Genomic DNA, 22,767 nt, shown 5'->3' with positions numbered 1-22,767 from the left:
GTTAATTTCAGCGGCCATTCTTACACAGGTTTTACCGTTAAAGCGCTGCTTTACCTTGTAGATGCAGCTTTCTACGCTGTGCCAGTGCATCGACAGAGTAGAGCGCTAGCCCCAGCCAGACAAACATAAAGGTGGTGAGCTTTTCTTCGCTGAAAGATTCACCCAATACCTGGGTGGCGACCACGAGCATCAGTGTGGGGCCGATGTATTGCAGGAAGCCCAGTGTGGATAAGTTGAGCCTGCGCGCGGCAATCGTGAACAGCAGCAGGGGAACCAGGGTAATGGGGCCCGCAAAGAGCAGTAAGCTGTTTAACTCCAGGCTGTTGTTCAGCAAGTTGCTGGTGGGGCTGTCGCTCCAAAACAGGTAGATCACGGCCACTGGCAATATAAAGAGAGTTTCTACCGCGAGGCCGGTAAGGCTTTCCACAGGGGCCTGCTTGCGGGCCAAACCGTATAGCGCAAAGGAGCAGGCCAGGAACAGGGCAATAATCGGTATGCGACCAAATTGCCAAAGCTCATAGGCTATGCCGGTAGCGGCCAGCGCTACAGCGATCCATTGCAGTCGCCGCAGTTTCTCACCCAGGAACAGGACCCCCAGCAAAATATTGATCAGTGGATTAATGTAGTAACCCAGGCTGCCTTCGAGCAAATGGCCGTTATTGATCGCCCAGATAAACACCAGCCAGTTGCCGCCGATCAATACCGTGGTCAGGGCCAGCATCCGCATCTTCTTGCCATCGCGCAGGGTTGCCAGAAAGTCCGGCATTTTGCGTACAATCAGCAGAATACCAATAGCGAGTACCAGCGACCAGATACTGCGGTGGGCAAGGATTTCCGCAGCGGGAATATCCTGTAATTTATTGAAGTACAGTGGCGCCAGCCCCCAAATGAGGAAGGCGGAAATCCCGGCGAGAAGGCCGGTTGAGGCGGAATCATTACTACGCAAGGGAGCACCTGCTGTGGATAACTCTGGCTTTGGTTCAGGGGTGGCACGTGGATGTGGTCACCTGGGCCTGAAGCAAAAGAATAGGTCTGGCCATTGTAGAAGCGGTGGCCGGGGGGGATCAATCTTTTTTACCGCGAGGAAGGCTCCGATTGGCGTGTCATTGGCGGGTATTTGTGGGTACCCGCCAATGACCGAAAGGCTTAGAAAAGCACGCGGCAGCGCAGGGTGCCGGGGATACTCTTCAATTTTTCCAGTGCCAGATCAGAATACTCTGCGTCCACATCGATCACTACATAGCCCACTGTCTCATTGGTTTGCAGGAACTGTGCGGAGATATTGATGGCATTTTCTGAGAATACCTGGTTGATGGCGCTCAGCACACCGGGCACATTCTTGTGAATATGCAGCAGGCGGTGGGTATCCAGGTGACCGGGCAGTGCAACTTCCGGGAAGTTCACAGAACTGGTGGTGGTGCCGTTGTCGGAGTAGTGAGCGAGTTTCTCCGATACTTCTGTACCGATATTCTCCTGGGCCTCCACAGTGGAGCCACCTACGTGAGGGGTCAGCAGCGCCTTATCGATTCCGCGTAGGGGAGAGACGAATTCGTCGCTGTTGCCACGGGGCTCAACCGGGAAGACATCGATTGCCGCACCGGCCAGGTGATTGCTCTTCAGTGCTTCTGCCAAGGCATCAATATCTACCACAGTGCCGCGAGAGGCGTTGAGGAGAATACTGCCGGGCTTCATCTGCGCGATCTGCTCGGCGCCCATCATCATTTTGGTGGAAGGCAACTCTGGTACGTGCAGGGAGACCACATCGGATTCCGCCAACAATTCCGGAAGTGAGTTTACTTGGGTGGCATTGCCCAGCGGCAACTTGGTAATCACATCGTAGAATCTGACTCGCATCCCGATAGCTTCGGCCATAACAGAAACCTGGGAGCCGATAGCACCGTAGCCGATAATGCCCAGGGTTTTGCCACGGGCCTCATATGAGCCCACCGCTGACTTCTGCCAGCCGCCGCGATGACACACAGCATTTTTCTCTGGAATACCGCGCAGCATAAAAATAGTTTCGGCAATAATCAGCTCGGCAACGCTGCGAGTGTTGGAGTAGGGCGCATTAAATACCGCGATACCCAGTTCCGTCGCCGCCTGTAAATCCACCTGATTGGTGCCGATGCAAAAACAGCCTACGGCTACCAGCTTGGACGCGTGTTCCAACACTTTGCGGGTTAACTGGGTACGCGAGCGAATACCGATAAAGTGCGCATCGGCAATTTTCTCGATCAATTGATCTTCAGGCAGGGAGGTCTTGAGGTACTCCACATTGGTGTAGCCTCGGGAGCTGAGTAAGTCGACGGCGGACTGGTGTACGCCTTCCAGCAACAGGATGCGGATTTTATCTTTTTGCAGGGACTTCTTTTGATCGGAACTGTGCGGAGCCATAAACTATCTCTTCACTGAGTGCGAATAACAGGTGCAAAGTGCTTAGATCACTTCTTCGGGGGTGCCGCAATTTTGGCGAAGGCGCGATCATAGCACATGCAGCCTCCAAGGCTTTATTCGAAATTTCTATCCTAACTATCTTGTTTATCTATGTACCAACATCAATTTACCTGTGGCAGTGAAGTACCGTTTGGTTTGGGGAAGGTTGTCTGTGTGGGGCGCAATTACGCAGACCACGCGGCGGAGTTAAATAATCCGGTGCCAGAAGAACCCCTGCTATTTATCAAGCCGGCAACAGCTGCGGTACCTATGGTAGAAACCATCCATTTACCAACGGGGCGTGGCAGTTGCCACTTTGAAGGGGAGCTTGCCTTGTTGATTGGTAAGCGCTTGAGTAATGCCAACGTGGCAGAAGTCCCTGGGGCCATTGCTGGCTTGGGCCTCTCCCTGGATTTAACTTTGCGCGACCTCCAAACGAAGCTGAAAAAAGCGGGACATCCTTGGGAAAAGGCCAAGGGGTTCGATAAGTCATGCCCTCTTTCTCCCTTTGTGAAACTCGATTGGTTGCCGGACTGGGACAAGCTCAGCTATTCCCTATGGCTGAACGGTGAACTGCGCCAGCAGGGTAAAACCGAAAATATGCTGACACCAATTCTCGATCTGGTGGCCTATGTCAGCAGTTACTTTACGCTCGAACCCGGTGATGTGGTTTTGACGGGCACACCGGCGGGAGTGGGCGAATTACACCACGGCGATAATCTGGCGATGCAGTTGGAAGATGATTGGCTGCGTGTGGAAACGCAGGTTGCTTAATTCGCAACTATGATACGACTCTTTGATTTGTGATCACATTTTCGATATAACCGGGAAAACTATCTCCAAATTAAATGAGGTGTGTCATGTCAGCGAAAAATAATATCCCCCAAAACCTGCAGGAATGGCAGGCTCTGGCGGCCTCACTGAAGATCGAGGGTCGTGCCTTTATCAATGGCAGCTATGCCGATGCTCTCTCCGGTGAAACTCGCGCCACTTTTAATCCCGCAAATGGTGAAGAGCTGGCGCAAATTGCCAGTTGCGGTCCAAATGACGCGGACTTGGTGGTAAAGGTGGCTCGGGAAACCTTCGAGTCTGGTGTTTGGTCGAAAATGCCGCCAATGCAGCGCAAAAAAATTATGGTGCGCTTTGCAGAGCTGATTGAAGAGAATCTGGTGGAAATTGCCCTGCTCGAGAGCCTCGATGCGGGTAAGCCGATTGGCGATACCATGGCCGTGGATGTCCCTGGAGCGGCCACTACGATTCGCTGGAGCGGTGAAGCAATCGACAAGATTTACGATGAAGTGGCCCCGACCGGCCCCGGTGAGCTGGGCTTGGTTACCCGTATGCCCCTGGGGGTGGTGGCCGCCATTGTGCCCTGGAACTTCCCTTTATCCACCACCGCCTGGAAACTGGGGCCGGCCCTGGCCACCGGCAACAGCGTTATTCTGAAGCCCGCGTCTAACACACCGCTGACAGCGATTAAGCTGGCGGGCCTGGCTAAGGAAGCGGGCCTGCCGGATGGCGTGTTAAATGTGCTACCGGGGCCGGGAAGTAGCTTGGGTAAAGCTTTGGGCCTGCATATGGATATCGATTGCCTGACCTTTACAGGTTCTACCGAAGTAGGCAAAACCCTGACCGAGTACTCAGGTCAGTCCAACCTCAAGCGTACTTTCCTTGAGCTCGGCGGTAAAAGCCCGAATATTGTATTTGCCGATGCAGATCTGGATAAGGCGGCAGAAGCGGCGGCCCTTGCCATTTTCTACAACCAGGGGGAGACCTGCACCGCCGGATCGCGTCTGCTGGTTGAAAAATCTATTGCTGATGAGTTTATTCAAAAGGTGGCTAAAGCGGCAGAGTGCTTTAAGCCCGGGCATCCTCAAAATCCAAGTACCCGCATGGGTGCCCTGATCGATCGCAGCCAGTTTGATACGGTTGAATTTTACGTGGCCAAGGGCCTGGAGCAGGGTGCGCAATTGGTTTGCGGCGGCAAACCGGTAGATGAAGTAGCAGGCGGTTACTACTATGAGCCAACGGTATTTCGCGGTGTCACCGGTGACATGACGATCGCCCGTGAAGAAATCTTTGGCCCGGTACTGTCTGTTATCGAGTTCGAGACAGAGGAAGAAGCACTCGCCATTGCCAATGACTCAATCTACGGCCTGGCGGCGGGTATCTGGACCAATAACTTAGGTCGTGCCCACCGTATGGCCCGGGATATATACGCCGGCTCTGTTTGGGTAAATAACTATTTTGGCGGTGATATCACCGTACCATTTGGCGGTTTTAAGCAGTCTGGAAATGGCCGCGATAAGTCGCTACACGCGCTGGATAAGTACTGTGAACTCAAGTCCACCTGGATTGACCTGAGTTGAATCCCAGGGGGCCGAGTGTCGGTCCCCTATTAGTTTCTACTCGCTAGTGAGTCAGTTCTACTATAGCTCCTTAACTCTCGTGAAAGCGACTCCGCACCCACTTCTCCCCACCAGTCAGTAACCTGGCGTACAGAGAGCCTGCTGGCGCGAATTATCTAGTCAGCTATACCTAACTTATTGCCTCAGAAAAAGTTTGGGGCGTCATTTGTAGGCTTGTGGTTCTAGTTTTTAGGTTGGACGGCGGTTAGGAGTGCAGGTTTGAGTAAGATCTTTGCCCTTATTGTTGTTTTGTGCGCCAGCAATATTTCTTATGCCCAGACTACGAAATCTCCAGTGTTGGGAGAAATTGTGGGACTAATCGGTGCTGAGCAAATATATGCTAGTGCGGCCCGGGGAAATAATCTTAAGCAGCGACAGAGAGATTGGATCAGGCTTTATGTTAACCGCGGTGATCAAGTCAGAAAAGGACAGAAAATTGCTGAGCATCGAAATATCAAAGGGAAAGTAGTTCTTGAATATATTGCCAATCGATCCGGCCGAATACTATTAAACAGTCGATCTGCCATAGACTCCGTTGAATCGATTCTGGAGGTAATTACAGTTGGAGAAGATCGATACTGCGATTTTGATCACTGTGATCGGGTGGGTTCCTATTAGAAATAGATGAGTGGTCTGTTGTTTACAATCGGTAAAGCCATTGTTTGCAGGATGGTAGATAGGTACTCTGAGTAGCCCATTTTTTGGTACTACTTACTATGAAACTCATTTATACCCATGAAAACCGTTTATTGGTTGAGTTGGCAAAGAGTCGACTTGAAGTTGCGGGAATAAAAACACGATTAAAAAATGAATATGCCCAAGGGGCTACTGGTGAATTAGCACCCAACCAGGTTTGGCCAGAATTGTGGTTGGAGCGGGATCGCGATTTAGAGCGCGCTCAGCAGGTTCTTGCTGAAGCTGAATCGGAACAAAAAAATTGGCTATGCACTGCTTGTGGTGAGGATAATGGTGCAGCTTTTGACTTCTGCTGGCAGTGTGGTGAATCTAGGCCTATTTCTGACTAGTGCATAATTAGGTAATTCTATGTAGTTCTTAATTAACGTTTTCAGCGATTATTCACAACTTTGTCTACCATTTCTGGTGCCGACCCAAGATAATTTGCAGGATTTGTCAGATCTTTTATTTTCTTATCAGTTAATATTTTCCTTATTTGTGGTATTTCCTTGAGTATGTTTGCTAAAGAGTTATTGGAATTCACTGCCTGCCTGCAGGCATCATAAACTAAGTCGTGTGCAGTTTGCCGTCCTATTATGGGAGCCAGGGTCATCATAACTGCCTCTGCGCAAATTAGCCCCCTGGATAAATCTAAATTTCTTTTCATCTTATCCGGATATACTTCGAGTCCTGTCAACATGAAATTTGCCTGTGAGAGCGATCCTGAAGTCAGGGCAAAGCTCTCAGGGATTGCCTGCCATTCAAGGTGCCATGGTCCAGTAGCGCGCTCAAAGTCGACAGCCATTGCATCAATCATCAATCCGGCGTGCTCACGAACCATTTTTGAGCTAGCACTAATCAATTCACAAGAGATGGGGTTGCGCTTCTGTGGCATTGTGCTGGATGAGCCGCGATGCTGGGTAAAAGGTTCAGCGACTTCCGCTATTTCCGTTGTCATCATTACAGATACGTCTACAGCAATCTTAGCCAAGCTAGCACATATTAGTGCCAGTGTTTGAACTGTTTCTGCAAAGCCATCTCGGCATGAGTGCCATGTAATAGTTGGAACTTCCAGGTCAAGTGCTTCTGCCAGTGCGTGCTGCACCGCTAGCCCTTTCGTCCCCAGGGATGCCAGTGTCCCAGCAGCTCCGGAAAACTGAACCACCAGCACTCGAGATCTCAGTTGAGAAAGGCGATCCAGGTGGCGATCCAGGCTACTAAGCCAGACAGCAGCTTTATAGCCGAAAGTGATGGGGATGGCTTGTTGTAAGTGAGTACGGCCCGCCATGGGTATATCGCGGTACCTCTTTGCTAGACTTAATAATGCAGTTATGGTTTTTTTAACTTGTGATTCAATCAACTCTATGCCGCTGCGTATTTGTAGCACCGTTGCAGTATCCATAATATCCTGCGTAGTTGCACCCCAGTGCAGATAATGACCTGCATCTCCCGCCTGTTTCGCTAATTGTTCAACTAAAGGTAATATCGGATAACCAATTAATGTTGTATTTTTCTGTAATTTCTCCAGATCTGGAATATAGTTCTCAGCAGTATTGGCAATGCTCTTAGCGGCGGAGTCAGGAATAATTTCGAGAGAGGCCTGTACCTTGGCCAGCGCTACCTCGGTATTGATACAGGATTGCAAATAATTTTGAAAATTGAATATCTTCCTCATGCGAGGCTCTACAAAGGCATTACCAAATAGAGGTGAATCTATGGGTGACAGGGGAGTCATATTAAAGATTTGCCCTTGAGGTTTTAAATCATAACTATAGGTGTTAAATCAAATAACTAAGATTAATTTACAGTTGTCTACTGTACTGGTTGAGTTGCAAGTTTTGGAATAAATGTCGGAAAGTTACGGTATGCTCAATTGTAGAGGGCTGAAATTGCCGTAATTCATCAAATATTTATAGGTACTTTATGACTGTTACGTCCCATGGTGTGTCTATCGGTTTGGAACAGAAATCCGATTATATTTTCCTTACTGTGAAGGTCCGTGGTAAGTTGACCTATGATGATTACGAAACCATGGTACCAATGTTGACCGCAGCAATAGAAAAAGTTGAGCACCCAAAGATAAACGTATTTATGGATGCTCGAGAATTGGAGGGGTGGGAGCCTCGGGCGGCTTGGGATGATTTTAAGTTGGGTATTGAATACGGCCGGGAGTTTAACCGGGTTGCCGTACTTTCAGATAAACGCTGGCTAAAAGCCGCCGGAAAAGTAGGTAGCTGGTTTATTGGTGGTGAATATCGAACATTTGAATCAGAAACTGAGGCGAAAGCTTGGCTGGAGGAAGATACCTAGATTTTGAAGTGGTAAAGCCAGAATAGAAAAATAAAGTATTTGTCCATTAAAGGCTTATTAAATAATAAATTATATAAGGATTAGACCGTATGTTTGAGTGGATAGCCAGCCCTGAGGCCTGGATAGCATTGGCCACGTTGGCGGCGCTGGAGATAGTGCTGGGCATCGATAATATTATCTTTATCTCCATTTTGGTTGGACGGTTGCCTCCAAAACAGAGAGAGCCCGCGCGCTTTATTGGTCTTACCCTGGCAATGGTGACCCGGTTGGCTCTGCTTTTCTCTATTGTATGGATTATGGGCTTGGTCGAGCCACTATTTAGCATCTATGGCATGGAAATTTCAGGCCGCGATATTATTTTGGTTGGCGGAGGGCTGTTCCTAATCGCTAAAGCTACCCATGAAATTCACAATAGTCTCGAGGGCGAAGAGGAGAGTGCATCCTCGCTCGGCAGTGCGGGATTTTGGATGGTGCTACTACAAATTGCACTATTGGATATTGTCTTTTCCTTGGATTCTGTAATTACCGCTGTCGGATTGGTCGACGAGATCTCAATCATGGCAATAGCGATTATTTTGGCGGTAATCGTTATGTTGGTAGCGGCTAAACCAATCGGGGATTTTGTTGATCGTCATCCTACCGTGAAAATGCTGGCACTATCCTTCTTAATTATGGTGGGCTTAACTCTGGTGGTTGAAGGGTTTGATGTCCATGTACCTAAGGGATATATCTACTTTGCCATGGCGTTTTCAATGGCTGTGGAGTTCCTCAATTTGCGTATGCGCAGCAAGAAAGTCCGTAAGACCCCACCGGTAAGGTTACATCACGCTCTACGTGAAGATAGTTAATATAGTGAGAGGGTGGAGGTGTTCCTCCACCCCGGATTACTGTCTGGTTTGCAATAGTACCCTTAGTTACTATTTTTAAGCTTCAATATTAAGTAAGTAAGGCCCAGTGCGAGAGTGGCAGTAGATAATCCCAAAAGTTCGCCAGCATTGACCTTATCCAGATCTAAAATAATAAATTTTCGGGATAAAGCCAGAATAGCAATAAGTACGACAACTTTGGTTTGAATAATACTTTGTTGACGTGTAACTACATATTGAAGTGTATGGCTAAATTCCAGTGCAATCAGTAAAGTAATAATCTCGCCAAATATCGTTTGAAATACTTTATGGTCCAGAGGGTCCTGCATTCCCACCAGCAGCATATTGTATACTGAATATCCCAGGCGACTGATCGCGACTATTACGATTACAACAATAATAAAAGTCAAAATTAAGGCAATCAGACTTTCAAATTTTCGATAGTAGTTGTGAATTGCCTTATCTGTAATCGAAGTTTTTTCTTCTGGGCTGTCCATGCCTTACTTCTCGTTAAACTCATAAAATTAAAGCTGGTTTCTGTCAGTGAGCTTCTTAATCCAATCCTGATTTAATTTCCTGTTTTAGTAATGAAATTACCTTGCTACTTAGCGGCATCATTCGATGTAGTATTACTGGAACTTTGTAGGATGCTCCCAAGCCCAGGATAGCGCTGCTATGGGGCATAATGGTTATGTCATAGGGTGTCCAGATTGAAGCCGGCTCGGTAACCTCCAATTTTTGAATACCCAAATTCAACGCGCGTAAGAAATCACTGCCGATCCGCAATTGTTTTCCACCTTTGTAAGGAAGGAAATTTGCCCAATAACTACCATGATGGGGAGAGGAGATTGAAATAAATTTATGCACCCGCTCCAAGCCATTAAGGACTTGTAGATAATACCGTGCGATTATCCCTCCCATGCTAAATCCCACCAAGGTACAGGTAGTTTCTTTATCTACGATATGCTCCAATTTTGCGAGAAGCTGGGAAGATAGGTGTTCCATACCATGCCAGCCGGAGTTATAGCGTAGGTGGATATAGTGTACGTCATAATTTTCGGCAGCTAATTCGTGCTGTATTCTAAGTAAGGAGGTTCCTCGATCAAAAATTCCAGGTATTAAAATAACAGTTCGGCTTTTACGTTTCATTCTTGTCGCAGAAGAAGTGATGCGTTAGAAAAGGCTTCAATCGCAATAGTTATTTGTCTGCCAAAAACTATTGTAAGCTTGATAGTGAAGTGTAGTTGCATAACTATTGTTGGATACCACAAAGTAGCAAAGTAGTCTTAAGGGATAAGTTGGAATGCCGGCAACTATGTCTTTTATTTATATAGATGCCGGTATCTGAAATAGAAAAATAATTCAAGCGTCTGCTTGAGGGCTTCCAAGCAAAAATATTAATATTTCGTCGAGTCTAGAATTCCATGACTTCTCATCATGGGCATGACCCTCAAATACTTGGGTTTGCCAATTTGAAGAGGAATACCCTTTCTGGCGCATAATTTTATCCACAGCCCGTTGCAGAGGTGGGTAATAAGCATCCAGGGTTTCTGTACCATGGTCAAAATAAAACCGGTGACTTCCAGGCTTAGGTAAATTTGCCTCTAGATAGTCGCGAATAGCCTCAGCTACCGGTAGTGTGTCGTCGGGGTTAATCCCTGGCCAATGAGTGGATATAGCTGCAGCCGTAGAGAACACTTCGGGGTACTCTGTGACCGCATAGAGTGAGATCAATCCCCCCATACTCGCGCCGGCAATAAAAGTGTCGCTGGAATCACTGCTCACAGCGTAATGAATATCAATATAGGATTTAACCTTGGTCACCAAAAATTGTAAGTAAAGATCCCCGCGCAATTCGGCTTGGTTAAATGGATGTTGAATCTGTGAAGCTTCTTTAGGTAAAAAACTTCGGGCTTTCTGAGGGAAGTAGTCACCGTGGCGAAGTGTCTCAATGTTATCGATAGCGACAACTATGAAGGGACGTACCTTTTTTTCTGCTATTAACCGAGAGGCGACTTCATCCATGCCCCACTCCTGGCCATTCCAGGTGGTTTTACTGTCGAACAGCATCTGTCCATCGTGCATGTAAAGGACTGCATAGGGTTTTTGTGTGGGATATTGATCAGGCAGCCATACACGAATAGGGCGTTCAGCAAGCCCTTCCTGTGTCAGGGAGGGCAGTGTTTCAAGCTTTCCTGCCGATACTTGTACTTCTTTAGGAGCTTCTTCAGCTGTACACGGTGGTATTAGACTGAAAAGAATACCGAATAATAAGATCTTATAAATATCCATAGCGCCCTGCCTTTGGGGTGTAGATAAAGTTCTACTCTATCTATAAAACCAGTGGCAGGGCTCCTCCCCCTAAGGGGCTGACTTTGGTGTTGAGACTTCTTTAGAAATAACTGCGGACATCCCAAGTTTCACGTTGATTATCCAATTCGAGCATCGGTCTCATTATAGAGCTATGCCCCTGTCCACCAAGAACGAAAACTTTGGTACCCGGTTGGGCGACGGCTTGGATATTGGCATACATACGGAAGTTTCTGGACCACCATTTGGAGGATAGATCGGCCCCAATAAAGTTATCACCTTGGCCAACATCATTGAGCATTATATAGGAGCCTAGGTTTACTTTGTCTTCGGCGGGGTCATTGTGTTTATCAAGAGCTTGCTCCAAGGTTGATGAGGCATACAAGTCATTGAAGCGTTTTCCCCAGGCTTCAAGGTAATCATCTATCAACTTTTTCCTCTTGGGAGAACTCTTCTCCAGATAGGATAAAAGCTCGCCGTAAGGAAGATCCTGATCCGAATCATAGCAGTTTACTTTTGATAAGCCCGCCTTCTTGGCTACCCTAAATCCCAGTTGTTCGCTTTCTCCTATATTTAGCTTATGCTCACCTTTTATATATTTGGCAAAGCGAAGGTTCATTTTGCTTTCGTCATTGGTGTGACATTCCAGAAGAACATGTGTTGGTGAGTCAGTGGCAATCCGTGAGGATAAGTCTTCCAAATACTTTTGATTTTCTTCGGTATAAACATTAATAACTTGTGTTTTCACCATATCCTTAGCGGGGTTGCTAAAGTGAAAACTACCAAAAAGCATAACCTGTGCGGGCTCTGTACTTTTAACTGGCTCCGCATAGGCACCCATGCCAATAAGCCCCAAAGAAAGTATAATTGAGCCAGAGATTTGTCTTGCTATGTTTTTCATTAAATATCCTTATTTTATCATTTAGTTTCTATAGGTTGCCTAATTGCCGTACGAAATGAATAGCTCTGAATTTGATATTAATGGATGGATTCAAAATTGAATACTATAAATTAATTGTATCTACTTATAACAAAATAAATAGAGTGATTTATCTGATCTGAAAGTTTTTATGATCGAATTAATACGATGAGGCTTGAGAGTTCAGGGCTATTTTATTAATAGCCCCAAGTTGGTACGGTATCATTGTTAATGTATGTTTACTTAAGTACCACTTCTTAATCTGGTCACTTCAACATCTGCATTACGCATTTTAGCTGAATGGGCTACTTCCTTGCTGACAATAGTCTTTCCTATCGGAGAGAGTGAAATTTCCGCAAGCTTAAGGTGCTGCAAACCAAAAGGTATACCAATAATGGTAATAAAACAGGCAATAGCATGCAGAAGGTGGCCAATAGCAAGCCAGATACCAGCCAATAGGAACCAGATAATATTTCCGACTAGACCAAAGCCACTTGTCCCAATATCACCGCGCAGTGTGAGTTCTTCTCGGGAAATTGCCTCCTTACCGAAAGGCAAAAAGGAAAATTTGCCGATTACAAAGCAGGCTCTTCCCCAGGGAATACCAATAATACTGATAAAGGCAATCAGCGAGCAAAACCACCAGCAGAGTCCCATAATGACACCGCCAAGGATAAACCAGAGGAAATTTCCAAGTGTTCGCATAACTACCCCTACCAATTCGGTAAAATATATTAGTGAAAACGGTAATCTACTGATGTTACCGCAAATCCTAATCGCTATATCATTTATTTAAATTACAGTAGTTAGACGCAAGTCCTCACGTTTTAGATTCAGTTATGGATACTTTCCTCAGCCTGAGCGTGACCAGTTGGTCAGTCTGGATGTTGGCTTGGATTTTGCCCTTTGGGTATGAAGGTTACGGTATCAGCTCATTTGCCGGAGCATTACTATTTAGCAAACGATGACATTGACTACTTCCTGTTACCGGTAGACCTGACTGCAATATACCCAATTGATCCAAGACAGTCGCTTGGTCCCAGTAAATATGCTCAGAGCTGATTTTTCTATTGGAGAAGCTAATAATTCCCACATGGGGGACTGATAGCTTCTTCCCTGTTGCTTCGATACCAGGTGCGAACCAATCCATACGAATAGAATGGGTAAAGTGAAGAATAAACTCATCCACTAAGCTGTCTTTGCCCACGGTGCGGGAAAGAAGCTGTAAATTTATATCCGCTGGCATTTGAGGAATAAATATTTCCCTATAAAATTTTCGCAGGGGTTCTTTTCCCGTTGCGCCGGTATTAACCGGTACATGAATTAATACGGGATTTTCGGTCATGGTAGCAATTGCGGCATCGGCATCTTTTAGATCGAATTCGGCCTCGGTATGGGTTTCCCAAAGTTGAATTAAGTACTTTTCATCGTCATTGTATTCCATCTCTTCCACCTTCCCATTTGAGGCGCAATATTACTGGTCGTTGAGTTAATCCATCTTGTGCCAAAGACAGTATCTCGATGTTTATAAATATCAATAAGGTCGAGAGCGTCAACAGTGAATATGACGATCTCGCAGCTACCTATAGTGATGGCTAATTTTTAGTACAGAATCAGAGTGTTTGTAGTGCTAAAAGATCATAAATTATTGAGGAGGAGATGAAGGGAAATTGTTTGAGTGTTTTCAGATCTAGGGAGCCTCTGAATAACTCCGTGATACCTCTGGCTTGCAGAGCGGTTCACAATCAAGGCGCGGCTTCGCAGGAATGTCTAGACCTTTCAAGAAGTCGCAACGCGGAGTGTGAATCGCTCTGCGAGCCCCGAAGGGCGGGCCTTGAAGGCTACAGCTGCTGCGTTGCAGCTCTTGCCAAGGGCTACGGCCATTCGCGGCGAGCTGCGCCTAACATCTGCAGCCTTCAAGGCCCGCAGAGGCATTACGGAGTTATTCAGAGGCTCCCTCGAATGCGTTACCCGTTCTACAAAGATAACGCATTCTTAACCCTTTAGCCGCGCCAGTAATTATTGGCTGCTGCAACGGTTTGGAAGTTAATGGCAACAACCTGAGAGGAGGCGATCAGGCTGTCTGCATTTTCCTCATAGGCGGACCTCAGCTTACCCCGTACTTCATCTGAAGGCTGGGTGTATTTAACTCCCATCCTGGATAGTTTCATTGCAAGTTCAAAGCCTTGTTGTGCATTTTCAGTAATTAGGCTTTCTAACCAGATTTGCGACATGGACATCCCTCTCTACTATCGGGTTGATTAATAAAGTTGTGGGGGCTGCTGAGCCCCAGTTATTTTGTATATTTACTAAGGGTTGATATCAGTCCAATATGTATTGGCTAATATATTTGTTGAACTGAATAAGATCGAAAGAACCTCTTATTTCGAACCTTACCTTACCGATCTCGCTTAAATAAACTTCTATTTCACAGTCCAGATCAAAAGTGCCAGCGGTCTCAACAGAGAATGCCTGGATCTTGCTGAAAGGCAAAGAGGTGTAGTCTACTTTTGAGCCCGTGATACCCTGAACATTGGCGGCAATAATGCGTTTGTTGGTGAAAACTACCTGATCGCGAATAGTTTTAAAACCTGCAAAAATAAACTCCCCCTCGATCAGGAACTTATTAAAGTCATCCCTGGATTCAGAGATATCTATAGGCTTGAGTTTAAATACTGGTGAGTTTTTAAAATCTATCACGGGTTATCCCTGTAATTCTATTGGAGGAGGAGATTACCACTGTGGCGCATTAAGTTACAGATGATTTGCTTTTTGGTTGTGTTTTTATGTTTAAATTTATTTAATTATTATGACAACTTCCACAATAGAGGATCGATCATAAGTAGTTGGTAATTTTTGAGATGCTTATCTCTCTATTCACTGGATTCTTGACTCGATTATTTCAGTATCACTAGGGATAAATAGCAGTGGGTATATCTATCTATTGATTTGCAAGGCTTCCAAAAAAAGCTGCACAGCGGGATGAGTTGTTGCACTTTTTTTGAAGGTGACAGCATTTTGTATTTGGTAGTGAAACTTCTCCGGCAGCAGGGGGAGCAGGGTTCCTTCCCCGACATATCTGCGGGCTAGGTATTCCGGTAGGAAACCCACAAAGCACCCAGAAAGTATCATCGCCAACCTGGCCGCCATATGGTTGGCTGTGGATCGCTTGGGAAACAATCGATACAGGTGCGCCGCACCAGAGAGAACAGTATGACTGGGCGCAGCTAACTCCTGCTGGGTGAGTAGCTCCTCATCAATAGCTGACACCTGGGCACAGGGGTGGCTGTTACTGCAATAGAGAATCGATTGGTGATAAAACAGGGGTTGGTACTCCAGCCCCGGTCGGCGTGAGTGCAGGGGGTTGATACCGATATCGGCGCGGCCTGCGAGGATTTCCAACTCGAGTTCCTGAGGGGCGGCCAGTTGTACTTCCAGGTGGAGTTGCGGGGCCTTCTCACGCAGTTGGGTGATAGTTCCGGGCAAGTTCAGTTGCGGTATTTCCAATACATCGTCGGGCATTACCAGGCGCAGGGTACCGGTGAGTTGGGATTGGATTGCATTGACCTGGCTTTTGAAGGTATCCAGGTGCCCATCGAGCTCCAAAATAGCCCGATACAAGGCCTCCCCCTCCGGGGTCAGTTTGAAGTCGGCTCTGCCTCGAGAGCGTAAGCACAACTGCATACCCAGCCGTGTCTCCAGGTCGGAGATATGCACACTGATCGTGGAGCGGCTGATATTCAGGGTGACTTCGGCAGGGGTGATGCCTCCGGCGCGCACAACCTCGCGGAAGACGCGCAGCAGGCGCAAATCCATATCGCTGAGGCGGCCACCCAGGGCGTTTTTGGTTTTGCTCATAGCTGCACTTCCTGGGGCGCTGAGATGGTTTCTGGCTGTAGATATAATTAAAGTTTGATAAATATAAACTTTAGTTGGAAAAATACTACTATTCTCCTCCGTCAGCTGCGGCCAGAATCGCCGCATACTACTAATAACATCTATTTACTAGGAATTTCCCTGTGAAACTTGCAAATTCGGAACTGTTGAAATTTCAGAACTATATAGCGGGCGAATGGCGTGACGCTGCCGCCACTGTAGATGTATGTGACCCGGCAAATGGCGAGTTGCTGGGCCGTGTGGCCGACGGTACCGCAGAGGATGCCGAGGCGGCGGTGGCGGCTGCCAGTGAAGCCTTCCCCGCTTGGAGCCGCCGTACAGCCGGTGAGAGAGCTGCGGTTCTCAAGCGCTGGTACCAGCTGATCGTGGATAACAGCGATGACCTGGCAATGATCCTTAGCCTGGAGCAGGGCAAGCCGGTAGCGGAAGCGAAAGGTGAGATTATCTACGGGGCTTCCTTTATTGAGTGGTTCGCGGAAGAGTGCCGCCGGGCCTACGGCCAAACAATCCCGACTCACAACCCGGCTATGCGCCTGAATACCATCCGCCAGCCGGTGGGAGTGGTGTCCTGTATTACTCCCTGGAACTTCCCCAATGCCATGATCACCCGCAAGGCGGGTCCGGCACTGGCGGCGGGCTGTACTGTGGTGATCAAACCGGCCCTGGAGACGCCACTATCTGCGCTGGCACTGTGCCAGTTAGCGGAAGAAGCGGGCCTGCCCAAGGGGACTATCAATGTAGTTACCGGCAGTGATGCTCCGGGTATCGGCAAGGTTCTGACCCAAGATCCCCGTGTGGCCAAATTCACCTTCACCGGCTCCACTGCCGTGGGCAAGCTGTTGATGTCCCAGTGCGCCAGCACCGTGAAAAAAATGTCCATGGAGCTCGGCGGCAACGCGCCATTTATCGTATTTGACGATGCGGATATGGATACCGCAGTCAGCGCCTGTATGGCGACCAAATTCCGCAATGCGGGCCAGGTGTGCGTGGCCACCAACCGTATTTACGTGCACGAATCCGTGCACGATCAGTTTGTGGAAAAGCTGCGCGAGCAGGTTGCCGCCCTGAAGATCGGCCACGCTACCGAGGAAGGGGTCAATATGGGCCCGATGATCTTCCGCAGGGCTGTGGACCGGGTTCAGGGGCTGGTACAGGACGCGGTTGAGGCCGGAGCAAAAATTGAAATTGGCGGTGAGCAGCTGGCCAATGGCGATAACTTTTTTGCGCCAACCATCCTCACTGGAGTTACCGATACCATGCGTATCGCCAAGGAGGAAATTTTTGGCCCTCTGGCGGCGATACAGAAGTTTTCCGATGAGGAAGATGTGGTTCGCCGTGCCAATGAAACGCCCTACGGCTTGGCGGCTTACGTGATGAGTGAAAACATTCGCCGAGCCAATCGTGTGGTAGAGGCGCTCGACTACGGCATGATTGCCTGTAACACCGGGGTTTTCTCCACCACTGTGGCACCCTTCGGTGGTGTTAAAGAGTCCGGCATTGGCCGCGAGGGCGGTGTCGAGGGTATGGCCGAATTTTACGAGACCAAATATTGCTGTTTCGGGGCCTGAGTCCGGGTCTGAACACAACTGGCCTGCGCTTGTCCTAGGTGACAAGCGCTCGAACAGATTTTCGGGAGCCTGTGGCTCCCCTAATTAAGAGTTTGAAACTTCAGGGAACTTGCGGAGATTAATACTATGTCTGAGATGCAAACCGATGCTTTCTGGATGCCGTTTACCCCCAACCGCACCTTTAAGTCTGCACCGAGAATTGTGGAGCACGCCGAGGGGATTTATCTCACGGAGAAAGGCGGTCGCCAAGTTATTGATGCGACTGCGGGTTTGTGGTGCAGCAATGCGGGCCACTGTCGTTCTGAAATTGCAGAGGCAATTTACCAGCAGGCAAAAACACTCGACTACAGCTCTATTTTTAATTTTGGTCACGAGTTGGGTTTTGAGTATTCCGAGCGTCTGGTAAAGCACACTCCCGATGGCCTGGACCATGTGTTCTTCGGTAATTCCGGTTCCGAGGCAGTTGAGAGCGCCCTGAAAATTGCCCTGCAATACCAGCGTGTACGCGGCAAGGGCACTCGCACTATGTTTATCGGCCGTGAGAAGGGTTATCACGGAGTAAACTTCGGCGGTATTTCTGTGGGCGGTATTCCTCCCAACTACCAGGGTTTCGGCCAGCCGGTGAAAGCCAACCATATGCGTCACACCTTGGACATTGAGCGCAATGCATTTAGTCGTGGCCTGCCGGAGCACGGTATTGAGTTGGCTGAAGACCTGGAGAGACTGGTAGCTTTCCACGGTGCCGACCAGATTGCCGCTGTGATTGTTGAGCCGTTTGCCGGTGCCGGCGGTGTGGTACTGCCTCCCAAAGGCTACCTGCAACGCCTGCGGGAAATTTGTGATAAGCACGACCTGCTGCTGATTTTTGATGAAGTCATCTCCGGCTGGGGTCGTACCGGTTCTGCATTTGCCTCCACGGAGTTCGGCGTAACCCCGGATATGATCACCTCCGCGAAGGGGATTACCAATGCCACAGTGCCCTTGAGTGCGGTATTTGTCAGCGACGAAATTTATAAAACCGTGATGAATGCGGCTCCCGATGGTGCGGTGGAATTCTTCCACGGTTATACCTACTCAGCACATCCGGTTGCCTGTGCTGCGGGTATGGCGACTCTGGATATTTACGAGCGCGAAGGCCTGTTGACCCGCGCAGCCGGTGAAATTGGCCAGCACTGGGAAAATGCCTTACACAGCCTGGCTGACCTGGACAATGTGATCGATGTGCGCAATTACGGTTTGGTCGGCGCTATTGAGCTGCGCGCGCCGCAGGATCTGAAAGGGAAATACGGAGCCAAAGTCTCTGGTATGGCCTGGGAAGCTGGAGTGATGGCCCGAGGTATTGGCGATGCCCTGTGTATGTCCCCACCGCTAATTATCGAGAAGCACGAGATCGATGCTGTCGTGGATAAACTGCGTGGTGTGATCGGCGCTCTGGCCTGATTATGCTATTGCGGCAGCCCGAACGGGCTGCCGTTCTCTCCAAATTACTCTTGTGTCAGAAGGAAAGAATATACTTCTCTCGAGACGCTCCGTGTATACATCCCTGTAAACTCATAATCGGCATCCATGCCTCATACGGTCCCGAGTGCAGTCTTGCCTTATTAGTTTTCTCCCTTCCTCTCCTTTCATGACCCGCAGGGCAGTTTGCGTAACTTCCCTATTGTCGTTTAGAGCTACACTGAAAATAGTGGTCTGCGGCGCGGTCACAGTCTTTGCAGAGTCGACTGCCTGGCCGCGCTCGTAGGCTGCCTTTAAAAACCGCCGGGGAAAAATTCAATTCCCTGATGGTAAGGGACTCTTCAATATGGAAAGTTACTCAACCTGGGGACTTTTCTATGTCCGCTGACACTCCTCCCCTGGCGACCGGACCTATTTTGCAGGTGTTGTCTGCAAACTGGTGGCTACTCCTGCTGCGCGGTATTGTCGCGGTGATTTTTGGCGTGCTGACTTTTGTCTGGCCGGGATTGTCCCTGTTGACCCTGGTGTTGCTTTTTGGGGTTTACGCTTTCCTGGATGGTATTTTTTCCCTGGTTGCGGCGGTGATGGGGCGGCATAAGTCCACTCCACTGTGGTGGTTGATTGTCTCGGGGCTGATCAGTTTGGCCGCGGGAATTGTGACTTTTATTTTCCCGCAGGTTACCGCTTTAGTGTTGGTGATTTTTATCGGTGCCTGGGCCCTGGTGCGGGGTATCTTTGAAATTGTCGGTGCTGTTCGCCTGCGCAAGGAAATTGATAACGAGTGGCTGCTGATCGCCATTGGTGTTCTCTCGGTGATTTTCGGAATTGCAATTTTAGTCAGCCCCGGGGCCGGTGCTCTGGCGTTGCTCTGGGTAATCGGTGCCTATGCGATTATTTTGGGGCTGCCATTGATCTGGTTATCTTTCCGACTGCGCAAGCATAATAAATCCGCTTCTTCATAACCGTTTAACTCAAATACGCTCAGTAATAAAAAAGGCCGGTATTACTTAGTAATACCGGCCTTTTCGAATTGCTATTTAAATAACAGCTTCTGTTTTTTATTGCTTAGCGGCGAGATTGACTGCCTTCGGCAATGCCCCCATTAACGCTTTGCCTTTTTTCTCCAGTGCCATACACAGCTGGATTCGCTCCTCGGCTTGCGCGAGGCTGCGCTGGTACCCGGGGGCTAAATCACCTTGCTGGGCAAAGAGTTGTTGCAGTTCGCCCAGGTGCTGTTTATCGCAGAAGGCAGCGGCAAGTGATGGGGTGCGGCGGCGGATCTGGGCCGGAATCTTATCTACTACCTTGTCAAAGTTCTGTTGCAGCCACTCCCAGTGCTGTTCCTGAACCCTGGGCTGGGCCAGGGCGTAATGGATCAGGCCAAATGATTCTCTCGGCCCCATTTCGTCGCTGAGCGCTAATGCTTGAATGGTTTCCACTTGCTTGGGATTGTTGCTGGTACCGATGGCATTGGCACTGGCATTTTCAAAGCGGGGATCATCCAGCTCGGCGCGGACTTTGATCAGGTGTGCGAGGAAATCCTCCCCCGCATCCTGTATTGCCACACTCAGGGCTGCCTGGTATAGGTCAGAGCTTAACGCCTTCGCATCCCGTTCCTGTTTAAAGCCGGTAAAGGCGGTTGCCATTTCCTGTAACTGCTTGCGCGAGTCAGGATCTTCTGCAACTTGTGCCATAAAGGTTAGCAGGTCGCTGTGCAGCATCTGCTGGTCGCTATCACTGCTATTGGCGCTGCGATTTAGTATCGGCAGGTACAGGTTCTGGGCAAAATTTAGGAATGCAGAGCGCTGGGATTCACCCAGGTAATTATCCCGGTACTTCTGCAGGTAGCGCAGTGGCATGGTGATCACCTGGCGCTTGTCCGCCACTGCGGATTTGCGCACTACTTCCAGCAGTGGTGCCGCAGTGAGATTGCCGGCCTCGAAAGCTGAGAAGGCGCTGTCGATAATGGACAGCTGCTCAGTGGCAGAGAACAGGGCAAATTGTTTAATCAGTGCCTGCCACTGCGTCTTGGGAAGGTTCCAGCGGTAGTAGCCGCTGCCCTGAGCATTGGGCATTACCCAATTTGGGCAGGCACCGCCGGTAATCTCCAGGGTTTCCCTTGCCTCAGTCAGGATCTGGCACTGCTGCACGCCGCTATCGGTGCTGAAGCAGAAGGGGATGCTCCATTTATCGCTGGCGTCGGCGATAGGGGAGCCGAGTGGCTTGTAACGGCTCTGCTGAACCACTAGCGAGGCCTTGCCGTCGCTATTGCAGTCCATGGAGATATCCAGTTGTGGAACCCCTTTTTGCTCGACAAAACTGCGGAAAGTCTCGGTCAGTTCCGGGGTGTTGGTTTCCTGGCCGATCACTTTGTAGAAGGGTGGTGAGTCGGCCACGCTGTCGGAGAAGGTTTCCAGGTAACGTCCCAGTGCCGGGCGGAAGTTTTCCGCTCCGAAATAGGTGTCCACCATGTGGATAACGCCCAGGCTCTTCGAGTAAGTGATCGAATCGTAGGCGTTGCGAATGTTGTTGTTGTCCGCGATGGGCTCACGAATGGCGCGGGTGCTGGCCAGGGAGTCTAGCTGCATGGCGCCGATCGCATAAGTCGCTGCGTTGAGGTCGTGCCCCTCTTCAGGTTCCATAATGGTGAGGGCCAGCGCCTCCCCCCAGGTAGCAAAACCTTCCTTCAGCCACAGGTCGTCCCACCAGGGAGGGGTGACCTGATTGCCAAACCACATATGGGCAATTTCGTGCGCATGAACTTCTACGAGAGCCAGGCGGGTGCCGGGAGCGGGGTTGTCGCCCACCAGAATACGCTGTTCGCGATAGGTAATTGCCGCGGACAATTCAGTAGCGCCACTGGGCCACTGGGGGGCGGCAATAATGTCCAGCTTCTTGAATGGGTAGGGGCGTTGCAGCTGGGTCTCGAAGGTCTCCACCATTTTGGGGGTGATATCGAGGATGTAGTTCATATCCTCACCGCGACCTTTACGGGCGAAGCCGCGCAGGGGTATGGGGTCTTTGCGGTACTTGCTCGGCGGTATGGCTGGGCGCTCAACTTGGTCAAAGGGGCCCACTGACAGGGACAGCAAATAGGTTGACATCGGTGGTGTGGTGGCGAAAGTGACTTTCTCCATGCCGTCACCTGCCGCTTCGCGCTTCAGCTCGGGCCCATTGCTAATCGCTGCGTAGCCTTCGGGTATTGTCAGGCTGACGGTAAAGGGCGCTTTCAGGCCTGGCTCGTCGAAACCGGGTAAATACTTGCGGGCCTGGATCGATTCAGATTTTGCCAGGGCATAGGCATCGCCCTGCTCCTCGACCTTAAAAAGCCCGGCCAGGTTGCGATCAAATGCAGCACTGTAGTCGATATGCAGTTTGAAACTGCCCGCATCGATCTTCTCCGCAAACTCTACTGCGGCAACACCACTGTCCAGTACTTCCCGGTATTCGGCCGGAATCTGGCGGCCGTCATCGAGCTGTGCGTAGACTTCGCGCACATCCAGGTTTTTGCCATGCAGCCAAATATGTCGGGCACCTTCCGCCAGCTGGATATCGATATCCACCTTGCCGGTGAAGGAGTCTTTGCGCGGGTCCAGCACCAGTTCCAGCTGGTAATCCAAGGGGGTGGTGCCCTCGGGCAGGCGCCCTTCGGGAGCCTTATCAAAATCGAGGCCTTTAGCCTCGACTTCCTGGGCGGTACTGGTTTTTGCTGGTTCCGATGCTTTTTCTGCGGGGTTACAACCTGCTACTGAGAGCAGGGCCGCGGTTAGCAGGGCGAGCGGGATGTTCTTTTTCATGGTAGGGGGAGCACTCAGCCAAAAGGCTGATTGTACCGCTTTGGAGAAAAATTACGCGATGCAAATAGTTGGGCTGAGGGGAAGGTGGGAGGAAACCCGGCGGTGAACGCCAGGTTTCTGTGGGGA

General features: G+C 49.3%; 22 protein-coding genes. 9 read left to right on the top strand and 13 right to left on the bottom strand.

The window, feature by feature from the left end; genetic code table 11:
* Positions 1-37: 37 nt before the first annotated feature.
* Positions 38-946: an EamA family transporter RarD gene (gene rarD, locus ACJJI1_RS06200; protein ID WP_108734831.1), complete on the bottom strand. Its 909-nt coding sequence runs from the start codon at positions 944-946 to the stop codon at positions 38-40.
* Between the two features lie 200 nt (positions 947-1,146).
* A complete protein-coding gene (gene serA / locus ACJJI1_RS06195; RefSeq protein WP_413663649.1) occupies positions 1,147-2,394 on the bottom strand; it encodes a phosphoglycerate dehydrogenase in 1,248 nt (415 codons plus the stop codon).
* A gap of 150 nt (positions 2,395-2,544) precedes the next feature.
* Here serA and ACJJI1_RS06190 point away from each other — a divergent pair, with 150 nt between their 5' ends.
* From ACJJI1_RS06190 to ACJJI1_RS06175, 4 genes are all read left to right on the top strand, one after another.
* Positions 2,545-3,207, top strand: a complete 663-nt coding sequence (locus ACJJI1_RS06190) for a fumarylacetoacetate hydrolase family protein (RefSeq protein ID WP_444958862.1) — start codon at positions 2,545-2,547, stop codon at positions 3,205-3,207.
* An 86-nt stretch (positions 3,208-3,293) separates the two neighbouring features.
* Positions 3,294-4,802: an aldehyde dehydrogenase gene (locus tag ACJJI1_RS06185; protein ID WP_444958861.1), complete on the top strand. Its 1,509-nt coding sequence runs from the start codon at positions 3,294-3,296 to the stop codon at positions 4,800-4,802.
* 258 nt (positions 4,803-5,060) lie between these two features.
* Positions 5,061-5,459: a hypothetical protein gene (locus ACJJI1_RS06180; RefSeq protein ID WP_444958860.1), complete on the top strand. Its 399-nt coding sequence runs from the start codon at positions 5,061-5,063 to the stop codon at positions 5,457-5,459.
* A gap of 98 nt (positions 5,460-5,557) precedes the next feature.
* Positions 5,558-5,866 carry a putative signal transducing protein gene (locus ACJJI1_RS06175; RefSeq protein WP_444958859.1) on the top strand — a complete coding sequence of 103 codons (309 nt, stop codon included), beginning with the start codon at positions 5,558-5,560 and terminating at the stop codon, positions 5,864-5,866.
* A gap of 41 nt (positions 5,867-5,907) precedes the next feature.
* Here ACJJI1_RS06175 and ACJJI1_RS06170 read toward each other — a convergent pair whose 3' ends face one another.
* Positions 5,908-7,191, bottom strand: a complete 1,284-nt coding sequence (locus ACJJI1_RS06170) for a class-II fumarase/aspartase family protein (RefSeq protein ID WP_444958858.1) — start codon at positions 7,189-7,191, stop codon at positions 5,908-5,910.
* 248 nt (positions 7,192-7,439) lie between these two features.
* On the opposite strand from ACJJI1_RS06170, the gene ACJJI1_RS06165 reads away from it, so the two are divergent.
* Together ACJJI1_RS06165 and ACJJI1_RS06160 are read left to right on the top strand one after the other, a co-directional pair.
* The gene (locus ACJJI1_RS06165; protein ID WP_444958857.1) at positions 7,440-7,826 is read left to right on the top strand and encodes a SpoIIAA family protein; all 387 of its coding nucleotides are present in this window, start codon (positions 7,440-7,442) and stop codon (positions 7,824-7,826) included.
* Between the two features lie 89 nt (positions 7,827-7,915).
* Entirely contained in the window at positions 7,916-8,674 is a 759-nt protein-coding gene (locus ACJJI1_RS06160) for a TerC family protein (RefSeq protein WP_444892256.1), read from the top strand.
* A gap of 62 nt (positions 8,675-8,736) precedes the next feature.
* Here ACJJI1_RS06160 and ACJJI1_RS06155 read toward each other — a convergent pair whose 3' ends face one another.
* From ACJJI1_RS06155 to ACJJI1_RS06115, 9 genes are all read right to left on the bottom strand, one after another.
* Positions 8,737-9,189, bottom strand: a complete 453-nt coding sequence (locus tag ACJJI1_RS06155) for a phosphate-starvation-inducible PsiE family protein (protein ID WP_282930894.1) — start codon at positions 9,187-9,189, stop codon at positions 8,737-8,739.
* A gap of 55 nt (positions 9,190-9,244) precedes the next feature.
* Entirely contained in the window at positions 9,245-9,841 is a 597-nt protein-coding gene (locus ACJJI1_RS06150; protein WP_444958856.1) for a lipase family alpha/beta hydrolase, read from the bottom strand.
* Positions 9,842-10,054: 213 nt separating this feature from the next.
* Positions 10,055-10,984 (bottom strand): alpha/beta hydrolase, encoded by a 930-nt coding sequence (locus tag ACJJI1_RS06145; RefSeq protein WP_444958855.1) that lies wholly within the window; start codon positions 10,982-10,984, stop codon positions 10,055-10,057.
* Positions 10,985-11,084: 100 nt separating this feature from the next.
* Positions 11,085-11,903 (bottom strand): DUF5694 domain-containing protein, encoded by an 819-nt coding sequence (locus ACJJI1_RS06140; RefSeq protein ID WP_444958854.1) that lies wholly within the window; start codon positions 11,901-11,903, stop codon positions 11,085-11,087.
* A gap of 261 nt (positions 11,904-12,164) precedes the next feature.
* On the bottom strand, positions 12,165-12,626 hold the full coding sequence (locus tag ACJJI1_RS06135) for a YccF domain-containing protein (protein ID WP_444958853.1): 462 nt from the start codon (positions 12,624-12,626) through the stop codon (positions 12,165-12,167).
* 214 nt (positions 12,627-12,840) lie between these two features.
* Complete coding sequence (locus ACJJI1_RS06130; protein ID WP_444906992.1) at positions 12,841-13,365, bottom strand: nuclear transport factor 2 family protein; 525 nt, start codon at positions 13,363-13,365, stop codon at positions 12,841-12,843.
* A gap of 559 nt (positions 13,366-13,924) precedes the next feature.
* Entirely contained in the window at positions 13,925-14,155 is a 231-nt protein-coding gene (locus ACJJI1_RS06125; RefSeq protein WP_108734816.1) for a hexameric tyrosine-coordinated heme protein, read from the bottom strand.
* A gap of 88 nt (positions 14,156-14,243) precedes the next feature.
* A complete protein-coding gene (locus ACJJI1_RS06120; protein ID WP_282930901.1) occupies positions 14,244-14,621 on the bottom strand; it encodes a PH domain-containing protein in 378 nt (125 codons plus the stop codon).
* A 237-nt stretch (positions 14,622-14,858) separates the two neighbouring features.
* Positions 14,859-15,779, bottom strand: coding sequence for a LysR family transcriptional regulator (locus tag ACJJI1_RS06115; protein ID WP_444958852.1), 921 nt, complete (start codon positions 15,777-15,779; stop codon positions 14,859-14,861).
* Between the two features lie 161 nt (positions 15,780-15,940).
* Here ACJJI1_RS06115 and ACJJI1_RS06110 point away from each other — a divergent pair, with 161 nt between their 5' ends.
* The 3 genes from ACJJI1_RS06110 to ACJJI1_RS06100 all read left to right on the top strand — a co-directional run bounded on the left by ACJJI1_RS06110 (position 15,941) and on the right by ACJJI1_RS06100 (position 19,806).
* Positions 15,941-17,386, top strand: a complete 1,446-nt coding sequence (locus tag ACJJI1_RS06110; RefSeq protein ID WP_444958851.1) for an NAD-dependent succinate-semialdehyde dehydrogenase — start codon at positions 15,941-15,943, stop codon at positions 17,384-17,386.
* A 126-nt stretch (positions 17,387-17,512) separates the two neighbouring features.
* A complete protein-coding gene (aptA, locus tag ACJJI1_RS06105) occupies positions 17,513-18,826 on the top strand; it encodes an omega-aminotransferase AptA (RefSeq protein ID WP_282930904.1) in 1,314 nt (437 codons plus the stop codon).
* Between the two features lie 395 nt (positions 18,827-19,221).
* The gene (locus ACJJI1_RS06100; RefSeq protein WP_444926145.1) at positions 19,222-19,806 is read left to right on the top strand and encodes an HdeD family acid-resistance protein; all 585 of its coding nucleotides are present in this window, start codon (positions 19,222-19,224) and stop codon (positions 19,804-19,806) included.
* 96 nt (positions 19,807-19,902) lie between these two features.
* Here ACJJI1_RS06100 and ACJJI1_RS06095 read toward each other — a convergent pair whose 3' ends face one another.
* Entirely contained in the window at positions 19,903-22,641 is a 2,739-nt protein-coding gene (locus ACJJI1_RS06095; RefSeq protein ID WP_444958850.1) for a M1 family metallopeptidase, read from the bottom strand.
* Positions 22,642-22,767: the final 126 nt, after the last annotated feature.

The sequence above is a fragment of the Microbulbifer maximicatervae (SeqCode) genome (assembly GCF_052467065.1).
This window is presented reverse-complemented; position numbering and strand designations above follow the sequence as displayed.

Excerpts from the sequence above, each read along its gene's own strand:
- ACJJI1_RS06125 (WP_108734816.1), bottom strand. The coding sequence starts at position 14,155 with ATGTCGCAAATCTGGTTAGAAAGCCTAATTACTGAAAATGCACAACAA.
- ACJJI1_RS06175 (WP_444958859.1), top strand. The coding sequence starts at position 5,558 with ATGAAACTCATTTATACCCATGAAAACCGTTTATTGGTTGAGTTGGCA.
- ACJJI1_RS06155 (WP_282930894.1), bottom strand. The coding sequence starts at position 9,189 with ATGGACAGCCCAGAAGAAAAAACTTCGATTACAGATAAGGCAATTCAC.
- ACJJI1_RS06115 (WP_444958852.1), bottom strand. The coding sequence starts at position 15,779 with ATGAGCAAAACCAAAAACGCCCTGGGTGGCCGCCTCAGCGATATGGAT.
- ACJJI1_RS06165 (WP_444958857.1), top strand. The coding sequence starts at position 7,440 with ATGACTGTTACGTCCCATGGTGTGTCTATCGGTTTGGAACAGAAATCC.
- ACJJI1_RS06100 (WP_444926145.1), top strand. The coding sequence starts at position 19,222 with ATGTCCGCTGACACTCCTCCCCTGGCGACCGGACCTATTTTGCAGGTG.
- ACJJI1_RS06135 (WP_444958853.1), bottom strand. The coding sequence starts at position 12,626 with ATGCGAACACTTGGAAATTTCCTCTGGTTTATCCTTGGCGGTGTCATT.
- ACJJI1_RS06170 (WP_444958858.1), bottom strand. The coding sequence starts at position 7,191 with ATGAGGAAGATATTCAATTTTCAAAATTATTTGCAATCCTGTATCAAT.
- ACJJI1_RS06190 (WP_444958862.1), top strand. The coding sequence starts at position 2,545 with ATGTACCAACATCAATTTACCTGTGGCAGTGAAGTACCGTTTGGTTTG.
- ACJJI1_RS06130 (WP_444906992.1), bottom strand. The coding sequence starts at position 13,365 with ATGGAATACAATGACGATGAAAAGTACTTAATTCAACTTTGGGAAACC.
- ACJJI1_RS06095 (WP_444958850.1), bottom strand. The coding sequence starts at position 22,641 with ATGAAAAAGAACATCCCGCTCGCCCTGCTAACCGCGGCCCTGCTCTCA.
- aptA (WP_282930904.1), top strand. The coding sequence starts at position 17,513 with ATGTCTGAGATGCAAACCGATGCTTTCTGGATGCCGTTTACCCCCAAC.
- ACJJI1_RS06140 (WP_444958854.1), bottom strand. The coding sequence starts at position 11,903 with ATGAAAAACATAGCAAGACAAATCTCTGGCTCAATTATACTTTCTTTG.
- ACJJI1_RS06185 (WP_444958861.1), top strand. The coding sequence starts at position 3,294 with ATGTCAGCGAAAAATAATATCCCCCAAAACCTGCAGGAATGGCAGGCT.
- ACJJI1_RS06145 (WP_444958855.1), bottom strand. The coding sequence starts at position 10,984 with ATGGATATTTATAAGATCTTATTATTCGGTATTCTTTTCAGTCTAATA.
- ACJJI1_RS06160 (WP_444892256.1), top strand. The coding sequence starts at position 7,916 with ATGTTTGAGTGGATAGCCAGCCCTGAGGCCTGGATAGCATTGGCCACG.
- serA (WP_413663649.1), bottom strand. The coding sequence starts at position 2,394 with ATGGCTCCGCACAGTTCCGATCAAAAGAAGTCCCTGCAAAAAGATAAA.
- ACJJI1_RS06150 (WP_444958856.1), bottom strand. The coding sequence starts at position 9,841 with ATGAAACGTAAAAGCCGAACTGTTATTTTAATACCTGGAATTTTTGAT.